This window comes from Actinomadura sp. NAK00032, assembly GCF_013364275.1.
Taxonomy (GTDB): domain Bacteria; phylum Actinomycetota; class Actinomycetes; order Streptosporangiales; family Streptosporangiaceae; genus Spirillospora.
On the sequence record NZ_CP054932.1, the window covers coordinates 3,970,078 to 3,988,099 of the forward strand.

Here is an 18,022-nt window from a genome sequence, read left to right on the forward strand (position 1 = left end):
CCTTCCCGCGGTGCGCGGCGGCCGGGCGCGCCTAGCGCAGCACCGAGATGTGCACGTGGTCGTAGTGGTTCTGCGTGATGCTGCCCCGGTTCTCCATCGGCCGCCAGCCGCCGCCGCGCACGTTCCAGATGTGCTGCTTCCAGATGACGTAGGAGATGCCGAGCCGCCGGGCGTTCGCGACCGCGTACCGGGCGACCTGGTCGCCGTGCCGCTGCGCGCCGGCGCTCGGCATCCGCCCGCCGGTGCTCTCCATGAAGTCGCAGGCGCGGCCGTCGCCGTGGTCCTGCGGGTCGCCGGTGGAGCGGTAGCAGCCGATCACCGGGAACGGGCCGAACATGCCGGCGATCTCCAGCAGGACGGTCCGCATCGTGGGCGTCATCCTGTTGCCGGTGATGGGGGTGCGCTCGCCGGCCGCCCCGTCCGGCCGGCCCGTGACCTGCGGGAGGCCCTTGCGGCCCGGCCGCGCCGCGGGCTTCTTCGGCGGCGGGGCCAGGGTCGCGACCTTCGTCCCGCGCGGGAGGATCCTCTGCAGCCGCTTCGCGAGCTTCGCGTGGTCGGCCTTCGGGGCGCTGATGACCAGGCCGTTGCCGGCGGGGAGGCCGAGCGCGCGGGCCTGCTCGCGGGACACGACGGCGTCGATGTCGCCGATGCCCATCGTCGCGTACGCGCCGACCCGGACCTGCCCGGGGGCGCTGCTGCGGCCCGCCTGGACGACCGAGCCGAGCGGCAGCGTCCCGTCGCGGCTCTGCTCGAACGACACGGCCAGCCCACCGGACGCGACCGTCTGCCACAGCTGGTCGGACTCGGCGGTCGCCTCCGGCACGAACGCCCGGAACGCCGACGGGTCGACGCCCAGCAGGCCCATGCGGCGCCCCGCGACGCCGACCCGGGCGGCGTCCACGACCGTGAGCCGGGCGACGCCCTTCAGCCGCCGGGCCCGCTCGACGGCCGCGGGCGGCAGCGGGGACGTGCCGGCGACCAGCAGGTGCGGCGTGTAGCGGCGGGTCAGCGGGGCCACGGCCGGGGCCTGCGGCGCGGCGCCCCGGTCGACCGACACCAGGTCGCCGGCGGGGGCGGGTCGCTCGTCGGCCACCCGCCCGGAGGCCAGGACGGCGATGTCGGCCGCGAGCGTGCCGATGACCGCCGCCGCGATGACCCCGGAGAGCACTCTGCCACGCCGCCGCATTCGACCCCGATCCCCTCGCCGTCCCTGGCCGCATCGTAGGGGAGCGGGCCGCCGCCCGGGGTCAGCGCGCGCCCGCCGCGGGCCCGGGGCCGGGATCGCGGCGCAGGACGACGAGCGCGACGTCGTCCTCGCGGTGCCCGAACTCGGCGATGACGCGGTCGCTGAACCGCTCCAGGTCGTCCTCCACGTGGGCCGCGACGGCGCGCAGCCGCTCCATGTTGTCGGCGAGCGGGATCCCGCGGTCCTCGATCAGCCCGTCGGTGATCAGCACGACGGTGCCGCCCGGCGGGACCACGGTCTCCTCGACCGCGACGCCGTCGGCCGGGAAGCCGAGGATCACGCCGCCGCCCGACCCGTAGCGGGCCTGGCCGCCGGTGATGTGCAGCGGCGGGAGGTGCCCGGCGCTGGCGATGTGCAGCCGGCCGCTGCCGGGGTCCAGCGTCATCAGGGTCATGGTGACGGTCTGGTCGTCGTGGTAGCGCTCCATGACGCCGTTCAGCAGCCGGAGGATCTGGACGGAGCCGTGCCCCTCGGAGGCGAACGCGCGCAGCGCGTGCCGGACCTCCGCCATCACCGTCGCGGCCCGCAGCGAGTGGCCCTGCACGTCCCCGATGGCGACCAGGACCCGGTCGCCGAGGTCGAGGACCTCGTAGAAGTCGCCGCCGACCTCGGCCTCGTCGCCGGCCGGCTCGTAGCGGACCGCGAGCTCCCAGCCCGGCACCGCCGGCAGCGACGCCGGCAGCAGGCTGCGCTGCAGGGTCAGCGAGATCGTGTGCTCCTCGGTGTAGCTGCGCAGCGCGGCGAGCGCGAGCGCCACCGCCTGCCCGAGCTGGCGCAGCAGGTTGGTCTCGGCCTCCTCCGGCGCGCCGCCGGCCTCGATCGCGATGCAGATGGGCGGGTGGCCGTGCTTGAGCCGCGACACCACCAGCAGGGCGTCGTCGCGCAGCACGGGGTCGGGCACGATCCCCCGCCACTCCCGCAGCGGCACTCTCGTGATCTCGGTGCCGGTGTCGTCGCCCAGCCCGGTGCGGCCGATCAGCCGCTCGATGAGGCCCGGCGGGTAGTCGCGGTGCTCGGGGCGCCCGTCCGCCTCGACGGCGCGCCGCGGCCGGCCGCCCGGCGGCACGATGAACACCGCGGCGGGCACCTCGAAGATCGCGTGGGCGCCGCTCGCGGCGACCTCCGCCAGCCGGTCGAAGGACGTGGCCGCGTTGATGGCCAGCGACGTGCGGGTCAGCTCGGCCATCCGGCCGACCATCCGCTCGGCCCGCCGCCGCGCCTCGTAGTAGCGCAGCACCGCCTCGACCGTGGCGAGGAACTCGCCGGGGTCGATCGGGTCGGTCATGTAGGCGTCAGCGCCGCGCCGCAGCCCGTGGGTGCGGTCGGCGACGTCCACGGCCTGCGCGGAGATGTGGATGACGGGCAGCGAGTTCGTGTCCGGCGCGGACTTGATCCGCTCGCACACCTCGATGCCGCTCATGTCCGGCAGCTTCACGTCGAGCACCACCAGGTCGACGTCGTGCTCGGCGAGCCGCCGCCAGGTCTCCGCCGCGGACGCCGCCTCCACCACCGTGTGCCCGGCGCGGCGCAGCCAGCGGCCGACGATGTAGCGCTTGGTGTCGCTGTCGTCCACCACCAGCGTCGTCCAGGTCCCCATGCCGGTCACCTACCCTCCCGGGCCCGGCGGGCCTGTGCGGAGCGTATCGCCGCGGCGAGCGACTCGGGGCCGACCCGGTCCTTGCCGAGCACCGCGTCGGCGCGGCGGAGCCGGGGGTCGTCGGACGCGGCCGCGTCCGACGAGGTCACCAGGACGACCGGCGTCCCGGCGGGCAGCCCGGCGAGGACGTCGTAGCCGTCCCGGCCGGGCATGCGCAGGTCCAGCAGGACGAGGTCGGGCGGGTCGGCTGCGGCGGCGGCCAGCGCGGCGTCCCCGTCGGCGGCCTCGCTGACCCGGCCGGCGGACGCGTCCACCAGGCCGCGCAGGGTGCGGCGGGCCGCCTCGTCGTCGTCCGCGATCAGGACGTGGCCGAGCTCGAGGTGGGCCATGTCCCGGTACGGCGGTATCCGCACGGTGGCCGTCGTCCCCTCGCCCACGACGCTGTCCAGGGTGACGTCGCCGCCGAGGATGCGGGCGAGCCGCCGGGCGAAGGGCAGGCCGAGCCCGGTGCCGGCGCCGCCGCTGCCCTGCACCCGGTGGAACTCCTCGAAGACCCGCTCCCGCTCGGCGGGCGGGATCCCCACCCCGGTGTCGGCCACGGTGAACACCACGTCCTCGCCGGCGCGCCGCACCGCCAGCCGGACCTCGCCCTCCTCGGTGAACTTCAGCCCGTTCCCCACGAGGTTGCGCAGGATCCGGGACAGCATCTCCGGGTCGGTGACGAAGTCCCGCGGCGCGTCCGCGTCGTCCACGGCGAGCGACAGGCGCGCCTGCTCCGCCATCGGGGACAGCAGGACCGCCAGGTCCGCCAGCAGCGCCGGCACGTCCACCGGCGCCGGATGCGGCTCCAGCCGGCCCTGTTCGGCGCGCGCCATGTCCAGCAGCTCGTTCACCATCGACAGCAGCGTGCCGCCGGTGTCGCGGATCAGGGTGATCTGCTGGCGCTGCTCCTCGGTGAGCGGGTCGGCGGCCGGGTCGAGCAGCAGCCGGGTGAGCCCGATGACGCCGTTCACCGGCGTGCGCAGCTCGTGGCTGATGCCGGCCCAGAACCGGTTCTTGGCCTCGCCCGCCTCGCGCAGCTGGTCGGACTTCTCCTCCAGCTCGGCGTACAGCGCCACGACGCCCCGGTTCGTCTCCTCGAGCTCCTCGGAGAGCTCGCCGTAGAGGGCCATGACCCCGTGGTTGGTCTCCTCCAGTTCGGCGTTGAGGGTCCGCAGCTCCTCCTGCCGGCGCTGCAGATCCGCGAGCGCCGCGGTGAGCTCCGAGTTCTGCGTCTGCAGCTCCTCCAGGGCGGGCAGGGGGCGCAGCCGGTCCAGCCGCGCGCGGAGCCTCCTCAGCTCGGCCCGGCCGACCGGCGCGGCGCCGGCGGGCAGGTCCTTGCGCAGCCGGAGGCGGACGCCGCCCTCGCCGACCGCCTCCTCCTCCAGCAGGCTCACCAGCCGCGCCGCCGCGACCTGGCACTCGGTCGTCCGCGCCGCGTCCGGGCGCGGGCGCAGGTCCAGTTCGACCACCAGGGCCGGGTGCCGGCCCGGGTCGATCCGGAACGCCACCGACACCCGCCCCGAGCACGCGTACAGTTCCCGGCCGACCTCGCTGAGCGCGGTCGCGACGCGGACCTGGTCCTGGTGTTCGAGGCCGACCGCGGCGGCGACCTGCCGGCCCGCCCGCCGGACGGTGAAGACGCCCTCCTCGTCGGAGATCTCCATGCGGACCAGGTCCTCGGCCACGCCTCACCACCGCCCGTCCGTGGCGATCGCGAGCACGGACCGGTCGTCGTGGTGCGCGCCGGCGTCCCGCAGCAGCGTCGCCGCGATCAGCAGCGGGTCGCGCAGGTGCAGGCCCGGCCGGTCGGCGAGGCTCCAGCGGCCGGTGAGGCCGTCGGAGTGCAGCACCACGGCCGCGCCCGGCGGCAGCGCGTAGGAGTGCTCCCGGATCCGCCTCGCGGTCGTCCCGGCGATCCCCGGCACGGAGATCATGCCCTGCCTGCGGTCCGGCGCGACGATCCACCCGGCGATGTTGCCGATCCCGGCGTACCGCACCCGGCCGGCGGCCGGCTCGACGACCGCGACCGCGACGGCGCCGCCCCGGGTCGGGGTGAGCCGCCGGTCGACGCTCCGCAGGACGTCGGCGGGGGAGGCGGGCAGCGCCGTCTCGTGCGCCGCCCGGACCGCCTCCCAGGCCGCGCGCGCGGCGAGCGGGCCGTGCCCGAGGCCGTCGCAGAGCAGTGCGTAGACCGTGCCGTCCAGAAGGCGGGCGGTGTAGGCGTCCCCGCACTCCTCCTCGCCGTCGATCGGCACCGTCAGCCCGGCGAACGGCGGGTCGGGCGCCGCGGCGCCGGCGGGCGCGCCCGGCGGCAGGAACCGCGCGTACAGCACGGTGCCGGCCCCGGGCAGCGAGTACAGGCCGCCGCCGTCGGCGAGCCGCTCGATCGAGCCCAGCCCGAGCCCGAGCGTCCCGCGGGTCGAGTAGCCGTTCAGCAGCGACACCGGCACGTCGGTGATGCCGGGCCCCCGGTCGAAGGCGACGAACTCCAGCACCGCGGTCCGGTCGTCGCGCACGATGCGCAGGAGCATCTCGCCCCGCCGTGCGTGCCGGGCGAGGTTCGTCGCGGCCTCGGTCGCCGCCAGCCGCACGCGTTCCAGGCGCCCCCCGGCGAACCCGAGCCGCTCGGCGAGCGCGGTGACGCGCCGCCGCACCCCCGCCGCGGCGCTCTCCTCCTCCACCCGTACCCGCAGCGCGTCGGCGGGGGACGGGCTGGTCGTCCAGCCGGCGCCGGTCAGCGCGGCCACTTGGCCACCGTCACCGTGGTGCCCTTCCCGGCCTCGCTGGTCAGGTCGAACTCGTCGCACAACCGGCGGGCGCCGGACAGGCCGAGCCCGAGCCCGGTGCCGCTCGACCACCCCGCCGACAGCGCCCGCTCGACGTCCGCGATGCCCGGGCCGTCGTCGTGGAAGACGATGCGCACGCCCGTCCTGCCCCGGTCGTCGGCCGCCCGCTCGATGCGCATCGTGCCGCCGCCGCCGTAGGCGTAGGTGTTGCGCGCCAGCTCGCTCGCCGCCGTGACGATCTTGGTCTGGTCGACCAGCGACAGCCCGGCCGCCGCCGCGGCGGCGCGCACCAGCTGCCGGACGCGCACCACGTCGTCGCCCGAGACGATCGGCACCTCCTCACCGGGCGGGGACGTCACGGGGCGCCCGCCCCGCCGCGCACCCCCGCGCCGAGCAGCCGCATGCCCTCCTCCAGGTCCAGCGCGGTGCGCACCCCGCCGAGCGAGAGCCCGAGCTCCACCAGCGTGATCGCCACCGCCGGGCGCATCCCGACCACGACCGTCTCGGCGTCCATGAGCCGGGACATGGCGGCGATGGTGGCGAACATGCGGCCGATGAACGAGTCGACGATCTCCACCGCGGTGATGTCGATGATGACGCCGTGCGCGCCGGTGGCGGTGATCCGGTCGGCCAGGTCCTCCTGCAGCGCCAGGACGGTCAGGTCCTGCAGATCGAGCTGGATCGACACCAGCAGGACGTTCCCGATCTTGAGGATGGGCACGCGGTCCATCAGGCGCCCTCCTCGCGGGCCAGCCGCACGCCGCTGCGGTCGAGCGTGTACGCGAGCGCGTCGGCGAGGTCGGCCTTCGTCACGATGTCGCCGAACTCGATGCCGAGCGTCACGATCGTCTGCGCGATCTGCGGCCGGACGCCGGAGATCACGCACTCGGTGCCCATCAGCCGGGCCGCCATGACCGTCTTCAGCAGGTGCTGCGCCACCTCGGTGTCCACGGCGGACACCCCCGTGATGTCGATCACCGCGAACCGGGAGCCGGTGTCCACCAGCGTCTCCAGCAGCGTCTCCATCACCACCTGGGTGCGGGCCGAGTCCAGCGTGCCGACGAGCGGGACCCCGAGGATCCCGTCCCACAGCTTCACGACGGGCGTCGACAGCTCCAGCAGCTGCTCGGCCTGGTCGGCGATGACCTGCTCGCGGGCGGCGGCGTAGGTCTCGAACGTGGCCAGCCCCAGCTCGTCGATGTAGGCGGAGAAGTCGATGAGCTCGCCGTAGGCCCTGCGGTCCTGGGTGGCGCGGACCTGCTCGTACAGCGCCTGCTTCAGCGCGAACACGCCGACCGCGACCTCGGTCGGGCTGAAGCCCTGCCGGGCCCGCCCGCGGGAGATCTCCGCGAGCGTCGCCCGCAGCTCCCCGGCGGCCGTCCGGTCGCCGTCGAGGGCCCGCACGACCAGTTCGTACATCTCACCCAGCTCCGAGCGGAGCTCGCCCTCGGTGATGCGCCCCCGGACGGTCGTCCCGACCAGCTCGGTCCAGCGGTTCAGCACCGGCTCCCGCCAGGCGCGCAGCAGCTCGCTGATGTGCCCGTCGTCCGCTTCGTCGGTCATGGCAGCGCCCCCTCAGTGCCCCCGGACCGGACGGCGGACGCGCGAGAGCGCCGCCCGCACGCGTCGCCCGTGGCCCCGTCCGGGCCGCGCCACCCGGTGCTCACCCGCCCCACCGTAACCGCCCGACAGGCCCCTACCGGCGCAAATGACCTGGAGGTTCACACGCCATGACCGACTTTTGGGTCACCCGGCCGGGCCGGGCCCGCCGGTCAGTCCCACCAGAACGACCAGTAGGTCTTGCCGCGGATCTCCTCCGCGTAGCCGGCGAGGGTCCCGGGGCCCTGGAACAGGATGTCGGGGCAGAACGCCCAGTGCTCGGCCGCGACCTGCGCCGCGTGCCGGGTGGTCACGGGAGGCGCGGCGACGCTCAGGTCCAGCGTGTTGAAGCCGAGCCCGACGACGCGCGCGCCGAACCGGTCCTCCCAGCTGCGCAGGACGGCCGACAGCGGCGCCGTCCACTCGTTGTGGTTGAGGGCGCCCTGCCAGCCGACGGCGGTCAGCGCGTCGGCGCCCCGCTCCACCGCGACCAGCCCCAGCGAGAGCCCGCGGGCGGCGAGCAGGCGGGCGTGCCGGTCGGCGACCGTGCCCGGGTCGTCCAGCGGCACCCCGGCGGGGGCGGGGCCGGGGCAGTGCCGGCCGTAGGGGGCGAGGTCCTCCAGGTCGCCGTCGGCGGCCTGCTCGGCGAAGTCGGCCCACACCTCGTACATGAACGCGTGCGGGTGGTAGTTCGCGACCTCGCTGACCGGCTCGGGCGCGATCTGCCCGGCCGCCCACGGCTGGTCGCTCTCGTCCATCAGCAGCGGCCAGAGCCCCGAACGGTGGTGCTCGGCGCGCAGCGCGGCCCACAGGTCGCCGCGGACGGGGTCGTCGCTCAGCCAGAGCGCGGGCCGCATGAGCTGCCGCCGCTGGGGGTACCCGGGGTCGGGCCAGACCAGGTCCCCGTCGGGCAGAGGCACCGACAGCGTCCGTGCGACCGTGTCGTCCCCGACACCGTCGTCGAACAGCTGCGGCAGATCGCCCGGCAGGTGCCGGACCTCCACATCATCCATTTCACGCCGTTCCGGTACAGAGCATGCCAGTGGCGATCGTAATGGGGGAGAGGCCGCCTGGGGGACGACCTGTGCGGTTCGGTCGTCCCAAACTCCCCGTGGTGGAGCGGGCTACACCCCCTCAACGGGTGCGGGCACGGCTGCGCGGGGCCCTCCCCGTCGCCTACCGTCGATGGCGAGGTGACATGAGAACCGCACTGAAACGCAGCGCGGACGCGACCCGCGAGCTGGCCGGCGCCCTGCGCACCGCCGTGCCCGCGCTGTTCGGGCTCGTCCCGCTGATCGCCTTCCTGGCGCTGCTGCCCGTCGCGCTGCCGTGGCTCCCCTCGGCGGTGCGGCCGCTGCGCCGGCTCGCGAACGCCGAGCGGCGCCGGGCCGGCCGGCTGCTCGGCCGCGAGATCCCCGAGCCGTACCGCCCGGTGGGCGACGGCCTGGCGGAGGGGCGCCGGCTGCTGAAGTCGCGGGCGACCTGGCGGGACGCCGCCTGGATGGCGGTGCACGGCCTCACCGGCCTGCAGGCCGCGCTGATCGCGGTGGCGATCTGGCCCGCGATCCCGTTCACGCTGTCGCTGCCGCTGTGGTGGTGGGCGGCGCCCGAGGGCTCCCAGTCGGCGTTCATCACCCTCGACAGCTGGCCGAAGGCGCTGACGATGCCGTTCGTCCAGGGGGCGTTCGACCTGCTCGTCCTGCTGTGGCTGGTGCCGCGGCTCGTCCGCTGGCAGGCCCGGCTCGCCGCCGCGCTGCTCGGCCCGACCCGCCGCACCAGCCTCAGCGAGCGGGTCGAGGAGCTGACCGAGACCCGCGCCGAGGCGCTGGAGGCGCACGGCGCCGAGCTGCGCCGCATCGAACGCGACCTGCACGACGGGACGCAGGCCCAGCTCGTCGCCGCCGCGCTGCGCCTCGGCCTCGCCGACCGCCGCTTCGGCGCCGACCCCGACGCCGCGCGCGCCCTGTTCCTGGAGGCCCGCGACGGCATCGAGGAGGCGCTCACCCAGCTGCGCACCGTGATCCGCGGCATCTACCCGCCGATCCTGTCCGACCGGGGCCTGGCCGGGGCGCTGCGCGCGCTCGCCGCGGGCCAGCCGATCCCGGTCGAGCTGGACGTCGCGGACGGCCGCGCCCCCGCCGCCGTCGAGGCCGCCGCCTACTTCGTCGTCGCCGAGGCCCTCACCAACATCGCCAAGCACAGCGGCGCCCGCCACGGCCGGGTGGCGCTGCGGCGCGAACCGGCCCGCCTGGTGATCACCGTGCGGGATGATGGCAAGGGCGGGGCCGATCCGGACCGGGGCAGCGGCCTCGCCGGCATCCGCCGCCGGGTCGCGGCGCTCGACGGGACGACCCGCATCGACAGCCCCGACGGACAAGGGACGACGCTCGAAGTGGAGCTGCCGTGCGGATCGTGATCGCCGAGGACAACGTCCTGCTCCGCGAGGGGCTCGTCATGCTGCTGAACGCGGGCGGGCACGAGGTCGCCGCCGTCGCCGGGGAGGGGCCCGAGGTGCTGCCCGCGATCCTGGAGCACCGCCCCGACGCCGCCGTCCTCGACGTCCGGCTGCCGCCCGGGTTCCGCGACGAGGGGCTGCGCGCGGCGATCGAGGCGCGCAAGCGGATCCCCCGCCTGCCGCTGCTCGTGCTGTCGCAGTACGTCGAGGAGACCTACGCCGCCGAGCTGCTCGCCGGCGGCGCCGAGGGCATCGGCTACCTGCTGAAGGACCGCGTCAGCCGCGTCGACGAGTTCCTGGACGCCCTCGACCGCGTCGCCGCCGGCGGCACCGCCCTCGACCCCGAGGTCGTGTCCCAGCTGATGACCACCCGCCAGGACCCGCTGCAGGCGCTCACGCCGCGCGAGCGCGAGGTCCTCGGGCTGATGGCGCAGGGCCTCGACAACACCACCATCGCCGCCACCCTCGTGATCACCGAGCGGTCGGTCAGCAAGCACATCGGCGCCGTGTTCGCCAAGCTCGGCCTGCCGCCGTCCGACAGCGGGCACCGCCGCGTCCTGGCCGTCCTGGCCTACCTGAACTCGTGAGGCCCGAACCCGTGCGGGTCCGCCGGGCCGTGCGCGCCCTCCTCCTCGACGGCGGCGCGCTCGTCCTGCTGCGCCGCACCCGCCCGGACCGGCCCGTCTACTGGACGACCCCGGGCGGGAAGATCGAGCCGGACGACGCGTCCCCGGAGGCCGCGCTGCGCCGCGAGCTGGACGAGGAGCTCGGCGCGACCGCCGGGCCCGTCCGGCAGGTCTTCGCGTGCGGCGAGGAGTCGCCCGGGCTGTACCGGCTCAACACCTTCTACGTCTGCCGGCTGGCCTCGATGGACCTGTCCCGCCGCCACGGCCCCGAGTTCGAGGACCCCTCCCGCGGTCGCTACGACGTCGACCTCGTCCCCTGCACCCCCGCCGGCCTGGCCGCCATCGACCTGATCCCCCAGACCCTCGCCGCCTACCTCCAGGACCACGCGGCCGACCTCCCCGGCCTCCTCCCGTAGGTCCTCCCGCAGGTCTTGCCAGGAACGATCACGTGTGCGAACTTTGCGGGACTTCTGTGATCAAGGAGTCCCATGTCGCGTACCGCCCTGCGCGCGGCCGGAGCGGCGGTGGTCGCCGCCGCCGTCCTGACGCCCGTGACCTCCTCCGCCGCCACGACCTCCGCCCCCGCCAAAGCCGGCGAACGCGCCATGTCGGCGACGATCCGCTACACCGAGTACGGCATCCCGCACATCACCGCGCGCGACTACGCCGGCCTCGGATACGGCACCGGCTACGCGGCGGCCAAGGACGACCTGTGCCTGCTGGCGCAGGGCGTCGTCACGCTGAGCGGGGAGCGCTCCAAGTACTTCGGCCCGGACGGCGCGCCGGACAGGGCCCTGTCGTCGGCGTCCACCAACCTCGCCAGCGACGTGTTCTTCACCGGCATCAACGACAGCAAGGTCGTCGAGCGGCTGGCCGCCGCGCCCGCCCCCTACGGCCCGAGCGCCGAGGTGCGCGACCTCAGCCGGGGCTGGGCCGCCGGTTACAACCGCTACCTGCGCGAGGGCAAGGTCACCGACCCGGCGTGCAAGGGCGCCGCGTGGCTGCGGCCCATCACCGAGCTGGACGTCTACCGGCGCGGCTACGCCCTCGCCATGCTCGGCGGCTCCGGCATGGTCACCGACCAGATCACCGAGGCGGCGCCTCCCGGCTCCGCGCGGACCGAGTCTCCGTCGCTGGAGAAGGCCGCCGAGGGTGCGCGCAAGCTGCTCGCCGACGCCGACATGGGCAGCAACGCCATCGCCGTCGGCGGCGGCGCCACCGCGAACGGGCGCGGCCTGCTCCTGGGCAACCCGCACTATCCGTGGCACAACGGGCGGCGCTTCTGGCAGATGCAGCAGACGATCCCCGGGAAGCTGAACGTGAGCGGTGCCGCGCTGCTCGGGTCGCCGTCCGTCAACATCGGGCACACCTCGACGTTCGCGTGGAGCCACACCGTCGCGACCGGCGTCCCGTTCAGCCTGACCGAGCTGCGGCTGGTGCCGGGCGACCCGACGTCCTACTTCGTGGACGGCAAGGTCGAGAAGATGACCCAGCGGCGGGTCACCGTCCAGGCGAAGCAGGCGGACGGCTCGGTCAAGCCGGTCACCAGGACCCAGTGGCGGAGCCGGTTCGGCCCGATCGTCACGTCCGTCTCGTCCATCGGGCTTCCGTGGACGACCTGGAACGCCTACGCGCTCACCGACCCGAACGCCACCAACCTGCGCCTGGCGAACACCTCCCTCGCCCTGGGCAAGGCACGTACGACCGACGACGCCGTCCGCGCGCTGAAGCAGACCCAGGGGCTGCCCTGGGTGAACACCATCGCGGCCGACGCGCGCGGCAAGGCGCTGTTCGCCCAGATCCAGGTGCTGCCGAACGTCACGAACGCGTTCGCGGACCGCTGCAACTCCCTCCTCGGCCACGTGACGTTCCGGCAGGCGGGCCTCGCGATCCTGGACGGCACCCGCTCGTCCTGCGCACCGGGGAAGGCGCCGGGGACCGTCCAGCCGGGGATCCTCGACCCCGACCGGTATCCGGTGCTGACCCGGGACGACTACGTCACCAACTCCAACGACAGCTACTGGCTGTCCAACCCGGACAAGCCGCTCACCGGTTACGACCGCATCATCGGCGATGAGGAGGCCGCCCGCAGCCTTCGGACGAGGAGCGGCATCGTCTCCGTCCAGGACCAGCTCGCCGAGAGCAAGTTCACCCGCGCCGACATGCAGGACCTCGTCTTCGCGAACCGCAACCACGCGGGCGAACTCGCCGCCGCCGGAACGGTGAAGATGTGCCGCGACATGCGCCTCGGCGAGCCCTGCGACGTCCTGGCCGGGTGGGACAAGACGGCCGACACCGGCAGCCGCGGCGCGCTCCTGTTCGACCGGTACTGGCGCAAGGCGCTCTCCGCGTGGGACTTGTGGAGGACGCCGTTCAACGCGTCCGACGCGGTCAACACTCCGCGCGACTTCAACACCGGCTCCTGGGCCGCCCGCAAGGCGTTGCTGGACGCGGTCGACGAGCTGAAGAAGTCGAACATCCCGTTGGACGCGCCGCTTGGCGACCACCAGTACGTCACCCGCAACGGCGAGCGGATCCCGATCGGCGGCGGCACCGAGAACCTCGGCGTCCTCAACAAGGTCGAGGGCACGTGGACGCCGGGCAAGGGCTACACGGAGATCACCACGGGCTCCAGCTACGTCCAGGTCGTCTCGTTCGACGGCGACAAGTGCCCCGACACCCGGACCCTCCTCACCTACTCCCAGTCGACCGACCCGACGTCACCGCACTACGCGGACCAGACCCGCCTCTTCTCCAAGAAGCAGTGGGTCACCGAGCGGTTCTGCGCCGGCGAGATCAACCGGGCGCCGGGCCTGAAGGTGGTCACCCTCACCGGGAAGTGACGCCGCCGATCCCGTCGAGGAGGTAGTCGAGCCCCTGGACGAAGGCGGCGTCCCAGTCGCCGTCGTCCAGGTGGCCGTGCTCGGCGAGAGCCGGGTACAGGTCGCGGCTGCGGGCGAGATGCTCGGCGGCGTCGGGAGCGGAGCCGTGCGCACCGACTTCCATGAGGGCCGACCCGATGACGTAGTTGGCCACCGCGTAGGCGGCGGTGGCGAGCCGCGCACCGGTCAGGCCGGTCGTGGCGAGCGTCGCGTAGAGGAAGTCCGTGCGGGCGAGCACGTTGGAACCCAGCAGGGGGCGTCCGCCCAGAACCGCCGCCGACCACGGGTGGTCGAGCATGGCGCGCCGCCAGCCCGACATCAGCGCGACCACGGCGGCGCGCCAGTCCCGGTCGCCGTGCGGCAGTGCCACGTCGCCGAAGATGCTGTCGAGGGCCAGTTCGAGGACGTCGTCCTTGGTCTTGACGTGCCAGTACAGCGTCGTGGACCCGGTGTCGAGGCGCTCGGCGAGGCGCCGCATGGTGAGCCGTGCGGCGCCCTCCTCGTCCAGCAGGGCCACGGCCTCGGCCACGATCCGCTCCCGGGACAGCGGCGGCCCCTCCCGCCGCGACCGTCGCCCCTCGCGCAACCACACGCTCTCCGTCATGCGACCGAGACTAGTACATTGAACGAGTACCGGATCATTGGTCTAGTAACTCGATCGCTGTACTAGGAGGGTGCGTGGGGCACATCGAGGTGAGCCGGCTGAGCTACGCACTCCCAGACGGACGCCTCCTGCTGGACGACGTCTCGTTCCGCGTGGGGGAGGGGGCCAAGGTCGCGCTCATCGGCCCGAACGGCGCGGGCAAGACGACGCTCCTGAGACTGATCGCCAGTGACGTCCAGCCGTCGGACGGTGTCATCACGAGCACCGGTGGCCTCGGCGTGATGCGGCAGTTCATCGGCGGCATCCGCGACGACCGGACCGTCCACGACCTGCTGCTGTCGGTGGCGCCCGAACGAGTACGCGGCGCGGCGGAGCGTCTGGCCCGCGCAGAAGGCGCCCTGGACGATGCTGAGCGCACCCAACTCGCCTACGCCGAGGCGATCACCGACTACACGGACGCGGGCGGCTACGACATCGAGGTCGTCTGGGACGCCTGCACGACGGCCGCGCTCGGTCTGCCGTTCGACGAGGCGAGAGCGCGCGGCGTGACGACCCTCTCGGGCGGCGAGCAGAAGCGCCTTGTCCTGGAGGCCCTCCTCCGCGGCCCGGACGAAGTGCTCCTCCTGGACGAACCCGACAACTACCTGGACGTCCCCGCGAAGGAATGGCTGGCCGAGAAAGTCCGCGCCACCGCCAAGACCGTCCTCTTGGTCTCCCACGACCGGCAGCTCATCGCCGACACGGCCGACCGCATCATCACCGTGGAGTCGCGCGACATCTGGGTCCATGGCGGCGGTTTCGCGGGCTATGCGCAGGCCCGGCGCGACCGCACCGAACGCCTTCATGAGCGGCGCCGCCGCTGGGACGAGGAGCACACCCGCCTGAAGCAACTCGTCCACGTGCTCCGCCAGCGCGCCGCCAACAACGACGCGGTGGCCTCGTCCTATCAGGCCGCCCGCACCCGCCTGGCGCGCTTCGAGGAGGCGGGCCCGCCGCGCAGCGCGCCCAAGGACCAGAACGTACGGATGCGCCTGCGCGGCGGCCGTACCGGCAAACGAGCCCTGATCTGCGAGTCCCTGGAGCTGACAGGCCTGACCCGCCCCTTCGCCACGGAGATCTGGTACGGCGAACGCGTCGCGGTGCTCGGCTCGAACGGCTCGGGCAAATCGACGTTCCTGCGCCTGCTGGCCGGGCACGACGTCCCGCACACCGGCGGGTTCCGCCTCGGCGCCCGCGTGGTGCCCGGCCTCTTCGTCCAAACGCACACCCGCCCCGACCTGCACGGCCGCACACCCGCCGACATCGTGATGTCGCAGCACGCGCTCACCCGCAACGACGCCATGGCCGCGCTAGCCCGCTACGAGCTGGCCCCGGCGGGCTCCCGCCCTTTCGAGACGCTCTCCGGCGGCCAGCAGGCCCGCCTGCAGATCCTCCTCCTCGAACTGTCGGGCGCGACGCTGCTCCTCCTGGACGAGCCGACCGACAACCTCGACCTCGCCGGCGCCGAAGCCCTCCAGGAGGGCCTGGCGTCCTACGCGGGCACCGTCCTGGCCGTCACCCACGACCGCTGGTTCGCCGCCGACTTCGACCGCTACATGGTCTTCGGATCCTCCGGCACCGTCAACGAGTCGTCGACTCCGGCCTGAGCCGTGCGGCGGCGCCGTTCGACCAGCGCCTCGACGCCGTCGAGCAGCAGGTCGAGACCGAAGACGAAGTCGCCGTCGTCCACCCAGCCCTCCGCGCCCTGCATGGCCCCCGAGCGCATCGCCGCCGACAGGGCCGGATAGGTCGCCGGGTCGAGCAACTCGGCCAGCATGTCGCCGTAGTCGGCGGCGCCGCTGATCGCGGCGGTCTCCGTGTGGGCGTCGCCGCCCCCGACACCGTGGACGATCGCCGCGTCGGTGAGCGCGTACCCGGCGAGGGCGGTCGCCACGTTGACCTTCTCGCCGTCGTGGAGCCCCGTGCCGTCGAGGGAGGCCAGCGCGCGGTCCAGCCACAGCAGCCGGCGCGGGCCGAGCGGCGGGGCGAGCCGGTCGACGGACAGCAGCCACGTGTGCTCCAGGACGGCGTCACGCTGCGCCCGGCACCAGAGGGCGAGGTAGTCGCGCCAGGGGAGACCGTCCGGCTCGGGGGGGTCCGGCACGACGGCGTCGGTCATGGCGATGAGCAGCTCGTCCTTGCTACCGACGTACCGGTAGAGGGCCGTCGCCGCCACGCCGACCTGTCCGGCGACACTGGCCATCGAGACTCCCGCGAGTCCCTCGGCGTCGGCGATCTCGATGGCGGCGTCGGTGATCGCGGCCAGGTCCAGTCGCGGCCGCGGCCCGCGGCGCGACGCCGGTTCGCGCCCCCACATGCGCCGCAGCACGGGCGGCAGCGTCCGGTCGTCCGCCATGGAACCCCTCCTTCTTGACCAGCTCCTGAAATTGTGCATACTCAAAACAGTGAACGCGATACACAGTATGACATTCACAGAAGCGATCCGGGCCCGCGGCCTGACGAAGTCCTTCGGGGCGACCCCGGTGCTGAAGGGGATCGATCTGACCGTGCCCACCGGGTCGCTTCTGGCCCTGCTCGGCCCGAACGGCTCGGGCAAGACCACGACCGTCCGCATCCTGACCACGCTGCTCGCCCCCGACGGCGGCACGGCGGCGGTCGGCGGACACGACGTCGTCCGCGAGGGCGCGGCGGTGCGCCGGGCGATCGGCCTGACCGCCCAGCAGGCCACGGTGGACGAGCTGCTGACCGGGCGGGAGAACCTCGAACTGTTCGCCGGCCTCAGCCACCTCGGCGGCCGCCGGGCCCGGCGGCGGGCCGGTGAACTCCTGGAGCGCTTCGGCCTCGCCGCCGCCGCGAACCGGCGCGTCGCGACCTACTCCGGCGGCATGCGGCGGCGACTCGACCTCGCGGCGAGCATGGTGTCGGAGCCGCGGATCCTGTTCCTGGACGAGCCCACGACCGGGCTCGACCCGCGCAGCCGCGCCGAGCTGTGGTCGGTGATCCGCGAACTGCTGGCCGCCGGCACGACCATCCTGCTCACCACCCAGTACCTGGAGGAGGCCGACCGGCTCGCCGACCGCGTCGTGGTGATCAACGACGGCCGCGTCGCGGCCGACGACTCGCCCGCCGCACTGAAGCGCCAGGTGGGCGCCGAGCGCCTGCTGCTGCGCCTGGCCGCGACCGGAGACGTACCGCGCGCCGCGACGGCGCTCGGCGGCGACACCGCAGCGCATCTCGACGCCGAAGCGCGCGAGGTCACCATGCCCGTCCACGGCCCCGACCACCTGCGCCACGCACTGGACCTGATGCATCGCGCCGGCGTCAGCGTCGAGAGCGTCGAGCTGCGCGCCCCCACGCTCGACGACGTCTTCTTCGAGCTGACGGAGGGAGCGGCATGAGCGCCGTCCTGACCGCCGCAGGCGACCTGCGCCGCCTCGTCGTCCGCGACCTGCGCCGCGAGCTGCGCATCCTCGACGGCCTCATCGTGAACACCGCGCTGCCGGTGATCATGATGGCGCTGTTCGTGCACGTCTTCGGCGGGGCGATCGACACCGGCTCCAGCGGCCTCGCCTACATCGACTTCGTGGTACCCGCCATCCTGCTCATGTCCGGCGGCTACGGCGCCGCGCTGACCGCCTCGGCCATCGCCGAGGACATGACCGGAGGCATGATCGACCGCTTCCGCACTTTGCCGATCAGCGGCTGGACGGTCCCGGCCGGGCACGTGGTCGCCTCGCTGGTCCGCAACGTCGCGGCCTGCGGCATCGCCCTGCTCGCGGCAGTCGTCATGGGCTTCCGTCCTGACGCCGGACTCGCCGACTGGGCGCTCACGCTGGCCCTGCTGGCGGGGTACGTGGTGGCGGTGTCGTCGCTGGCGGTGCTGTGGGGGCTCCTGGTCAAGTCGGTCCAGGCGGCGGGCGCGTTCAGCTTCCTGGTCCTGTTCCTGCCGTACCTGTCGGACGGGTTCGTCCCGGCCGAGACCATGCCGGCCGCGCTGCGCGGCTTCGCCGACAACCAGCCGATCACACCGATCGTGGAAGCGCTCCGCTCCCTGCTCCTGAACCAGCCGATGGGCTCCTCCGGCGCGGTGGCGGCGGCCTGGCTCCTGGGCACGGTGGTGATCAGCGTGCCGCTCGCGGCCGTTCTGTTCCGCCGCAGAACGTCGGCATAGCGATGAGTCTCAGG

The 18,022-nt window shown here is 74.0% G+C and carries 17 protein-coding genes; 7 read left to right on the top strand and 10 right to left on the bottom strand.

Annotation, left to right across the window (positions count from 1 at the left end):
- Positions 1 to 31 precede the first annotated feature (31 nt).
- The 8 genes from HUT06_RS18525 to HUT06_RS18560 all read right to left on the bottom strand — a co-directional run bounded on the left by HUT06_RS18525 (position 32) and on the right by HUT06_RS18560 (position 8,283).
- Positions 32 to 1,168, bottom strand: a complete 1,137-nt coding sequence (locus HUT06_RS18525) for a hypothetical protein (protein WP_254715257.1) — start codon at positions 1,166 to 1,168, stop codon at positions 32 to 34.
- Positions 1,169 to 1,247: 79 nt separating this feature from the next.
- Complete coding sequence (locus tag HUT06_RS18530; protein WP_176201451.1) at positions 1,248 to 2,843, bottom strand: fused response regulator/phosphatase; 1,596 nt, start codon at positions 2,841 to 2,843, stop codon at positions 1,248 to 1,250.
- A gap of 5 nt (positions 2,844 to 2,848) precedes the next feature.
- Positions 2,849 to 4,570: an ATP-binding protein gene (locus tag HUT06_RS18535; RefSeq protein WP_176196887.1), complete on the bottom strand. Its 1,722-nt coding sequence runs from the start codon at positions 4,568 to 4,570 to the stop codon at positions 2,849 to 2,851.
- A gap of 3 nt (positions 4,571 to 4,573) precedes the next feature.
- On the bottom strand, positions 4,574 to 5,632 hold the full coding sequence (locus tag HUT06_RS18540) for an ATP-binding protein (protein WP_176196888.1): 1,059 nt from the start codon (positions 5,630 to 5,632) through the stop codon (positions 4,574 to 4,576).
- Positions 5,620 to 6,030, bottom strand: coding sequence for an ATP-binding protein (locus HUT06_RS18545; RefSeq protein ID WP_176196889.1), 411 nt, complete (start codon positions 6,028 to 6,030; stop codon positions 5,620 to 5,622). Before HUT06_RS18545 ends, HUT06_RS18540 begins: the two co-directional genes overlap by 13 nt.
- On the bottom strand, positions 6,027 to 6,401 hold the full coding sequence (locus HUT06_RS18550) for an STAS domain-containing protein (RefSeq protein WP_176196890.1): 375 nt from the start codon (positions 6,399 to 6,401) through the stop codon (positions 6,027 to 6,029). Before HUT06_RS18550 ends, HUT06_RS18545 begins: the two co-directional genes overlap by 4 nt.
- Complete coding sequence (locus tag HUT06_RS18555; protein ID WP_176196891.1) at positions 6,401 to 7,234, bottom strand: STAS domain-containing protein; 834 nt, start codon at positions 7,232 to 7,234, stop codon at positions 6,401 to 6,403. The genes HUT06_RS18550 and HUT06_RS18555 overlap by 1 nt, the downstream gene beginning before the upstream one ends.
- A 209-nt stretch (positions 7,235 to 7,443) precedes the next feature.
- Complete coding sequence (locus HUT06_RS18560; protein WP_176196892.1) at positions 7,444 to 8,283, bottom strand: DUF4253 domain-containing protein; 840 nt, start codon at positions 8,281 to 8,283, stop codon at positions 7,444 to 7,446.
- Positions 8,284 to 8,468: 185 nt separating this feature from the next.
- Here HUT06_RS18560 and HUT06_RS18565 point away from each other — a divergent pair, with 185 nt between their 5' ends.
- From HUT06_RS18565 to HUT06_RS18580, 4 genes are all read left to right on the top strand, one after another.
- Positions 8,469 to 9,686, top strand: coding sequence for a sensor histidine kinase (locus HUT06_RS18565; RefSeq protein ID WP_176196893.1), 1,218 nt, complete (start codon positions 8,469 to 8,471; stop codon positions 9,684 to 9,686).
- On the top strand, positions 9,674 to 10,312 hold the full coding sequence (locus tag HUT06_RS18570) for a response regulator transcription factor (protein ID WP_176196894.1): 639 nt from the start codon (positions 9,674 to 9,676) through the stop codon (positions 10,310 to 10,312). Before HUT06_RS18565 ends, HUT06_RS18570 begins: the two co-directional genes overlap by 13 nt.
- Positions 10,309 to 10,767 (top strand): NUDIX domain-containing protein, encoded by a 459-nt coding sequence (locus HUT06_RS18575; RefSeq protein WP_176196895.1) that lies wholly within the window; start codon positions 10,309 to 10,311, stop codon positions 10,765 to 10,767. Before HUT06_RS18570 ends, HUT06_RS18575 begins: the two co-directional genes overlap by 4 nt.
- A 72-nt stretch (positions 10,768 to 10,839) precedes the next feature.
- Complete coding sequence (locus HUT06_RS18580; protein ID WP_176196896.1) at positions 10,840 to 13,194, top strand: penicillin acylase family protein; 2,355 nt, start codon at positions 10,840 to 10,842, stop codon at positions 13,192 to 13,194.
- Here HUT06_RS18580 and HUT06_RS18585 read toward each other — a convergent pair.
- A complete protein-coding gene (locus HUT06_RS18585) occupies positions 13,181 to 13,837 on the bottom strand; it encodes a TetR/AcrR family transcriptional regulator C-terminal domain-containing protein (protein ID WP_176196897.1) in 657 nt (218 codons plus the stop codon). The two genes, HUT06_RS18580 and HUT06_RS18585, sit on opposite strands and share 14 nt — an antisense overlap.
- Positions 13,838 to 13,911: 74 nt before the next feature.
- Here HUT06_RS18585 and HUT06_RS18590 point away from each other — a divergent pair, with 74 nt between their 5' ends.
- Positions 13,912 to 15,483 (top strand): ABC-F family ATP-binding cassette domain-containing protein, encoded by a 1,572-nt coding sequence (locus tag HUT06_RS18590; RefSeq protein WP_176196898.1) that lies wholly within the window; start codon positions 13,912 to 13,914, stop codon positions 15,481 to 15,483.
- Here HUT06_RS18590 and HUT06_RS18595 read toward each other — a convergent pair.
- Positions 15,429 to 16,232, bottom strand: a complete 804-nt coding sequence (locus HUT06_RS18595) for a TetR/AcrR family transcriptional regulator (RefSeq protein ID WP_176196899.1) — start codon at positions 16,230 to 16,232, stop codon at positions 15,429 to 15,431. The two genes, HUT06_RS18590 and HUT06_RS18595, sit on opposite strands and share 55 nt — an antisense overlap.
- Positions 16,233 to 16,299: 67 nt before the next feature.
- On the opposite strand from HUT06_RS18595, the gene HUT06_RS18600 reads away from it, so the two are divergent.
- Entirely contained in the window at positions 16,300 to 17,235 is a 936-nt protein-coding gene (locus HUT06_RS18600; RefSeq protein WP_176196900.1) for an ATP-binding cassette domain-containing protein, read from the top strand.
- Positions 17,232 to 18,008 carry an ABC transporter permease gene (locus tag HUT06_RS18605; RefSeq protein ID WP_176196901.1) on the top strand — a complete coding sequence of 259 codons (777 nt, stop codon included), beginning with the start codon at positions 17,232 to 17,234 and terminating at the stop codon, positions 18,006 to 18,008. The genes HUT06_RS18600 and HUT06_RS18605 overlap by 4 nt, the downstream gene beginning before the upstream one ends.
- Positions 18,009 to 18,022: the final 14 nt, after the last annotated feature.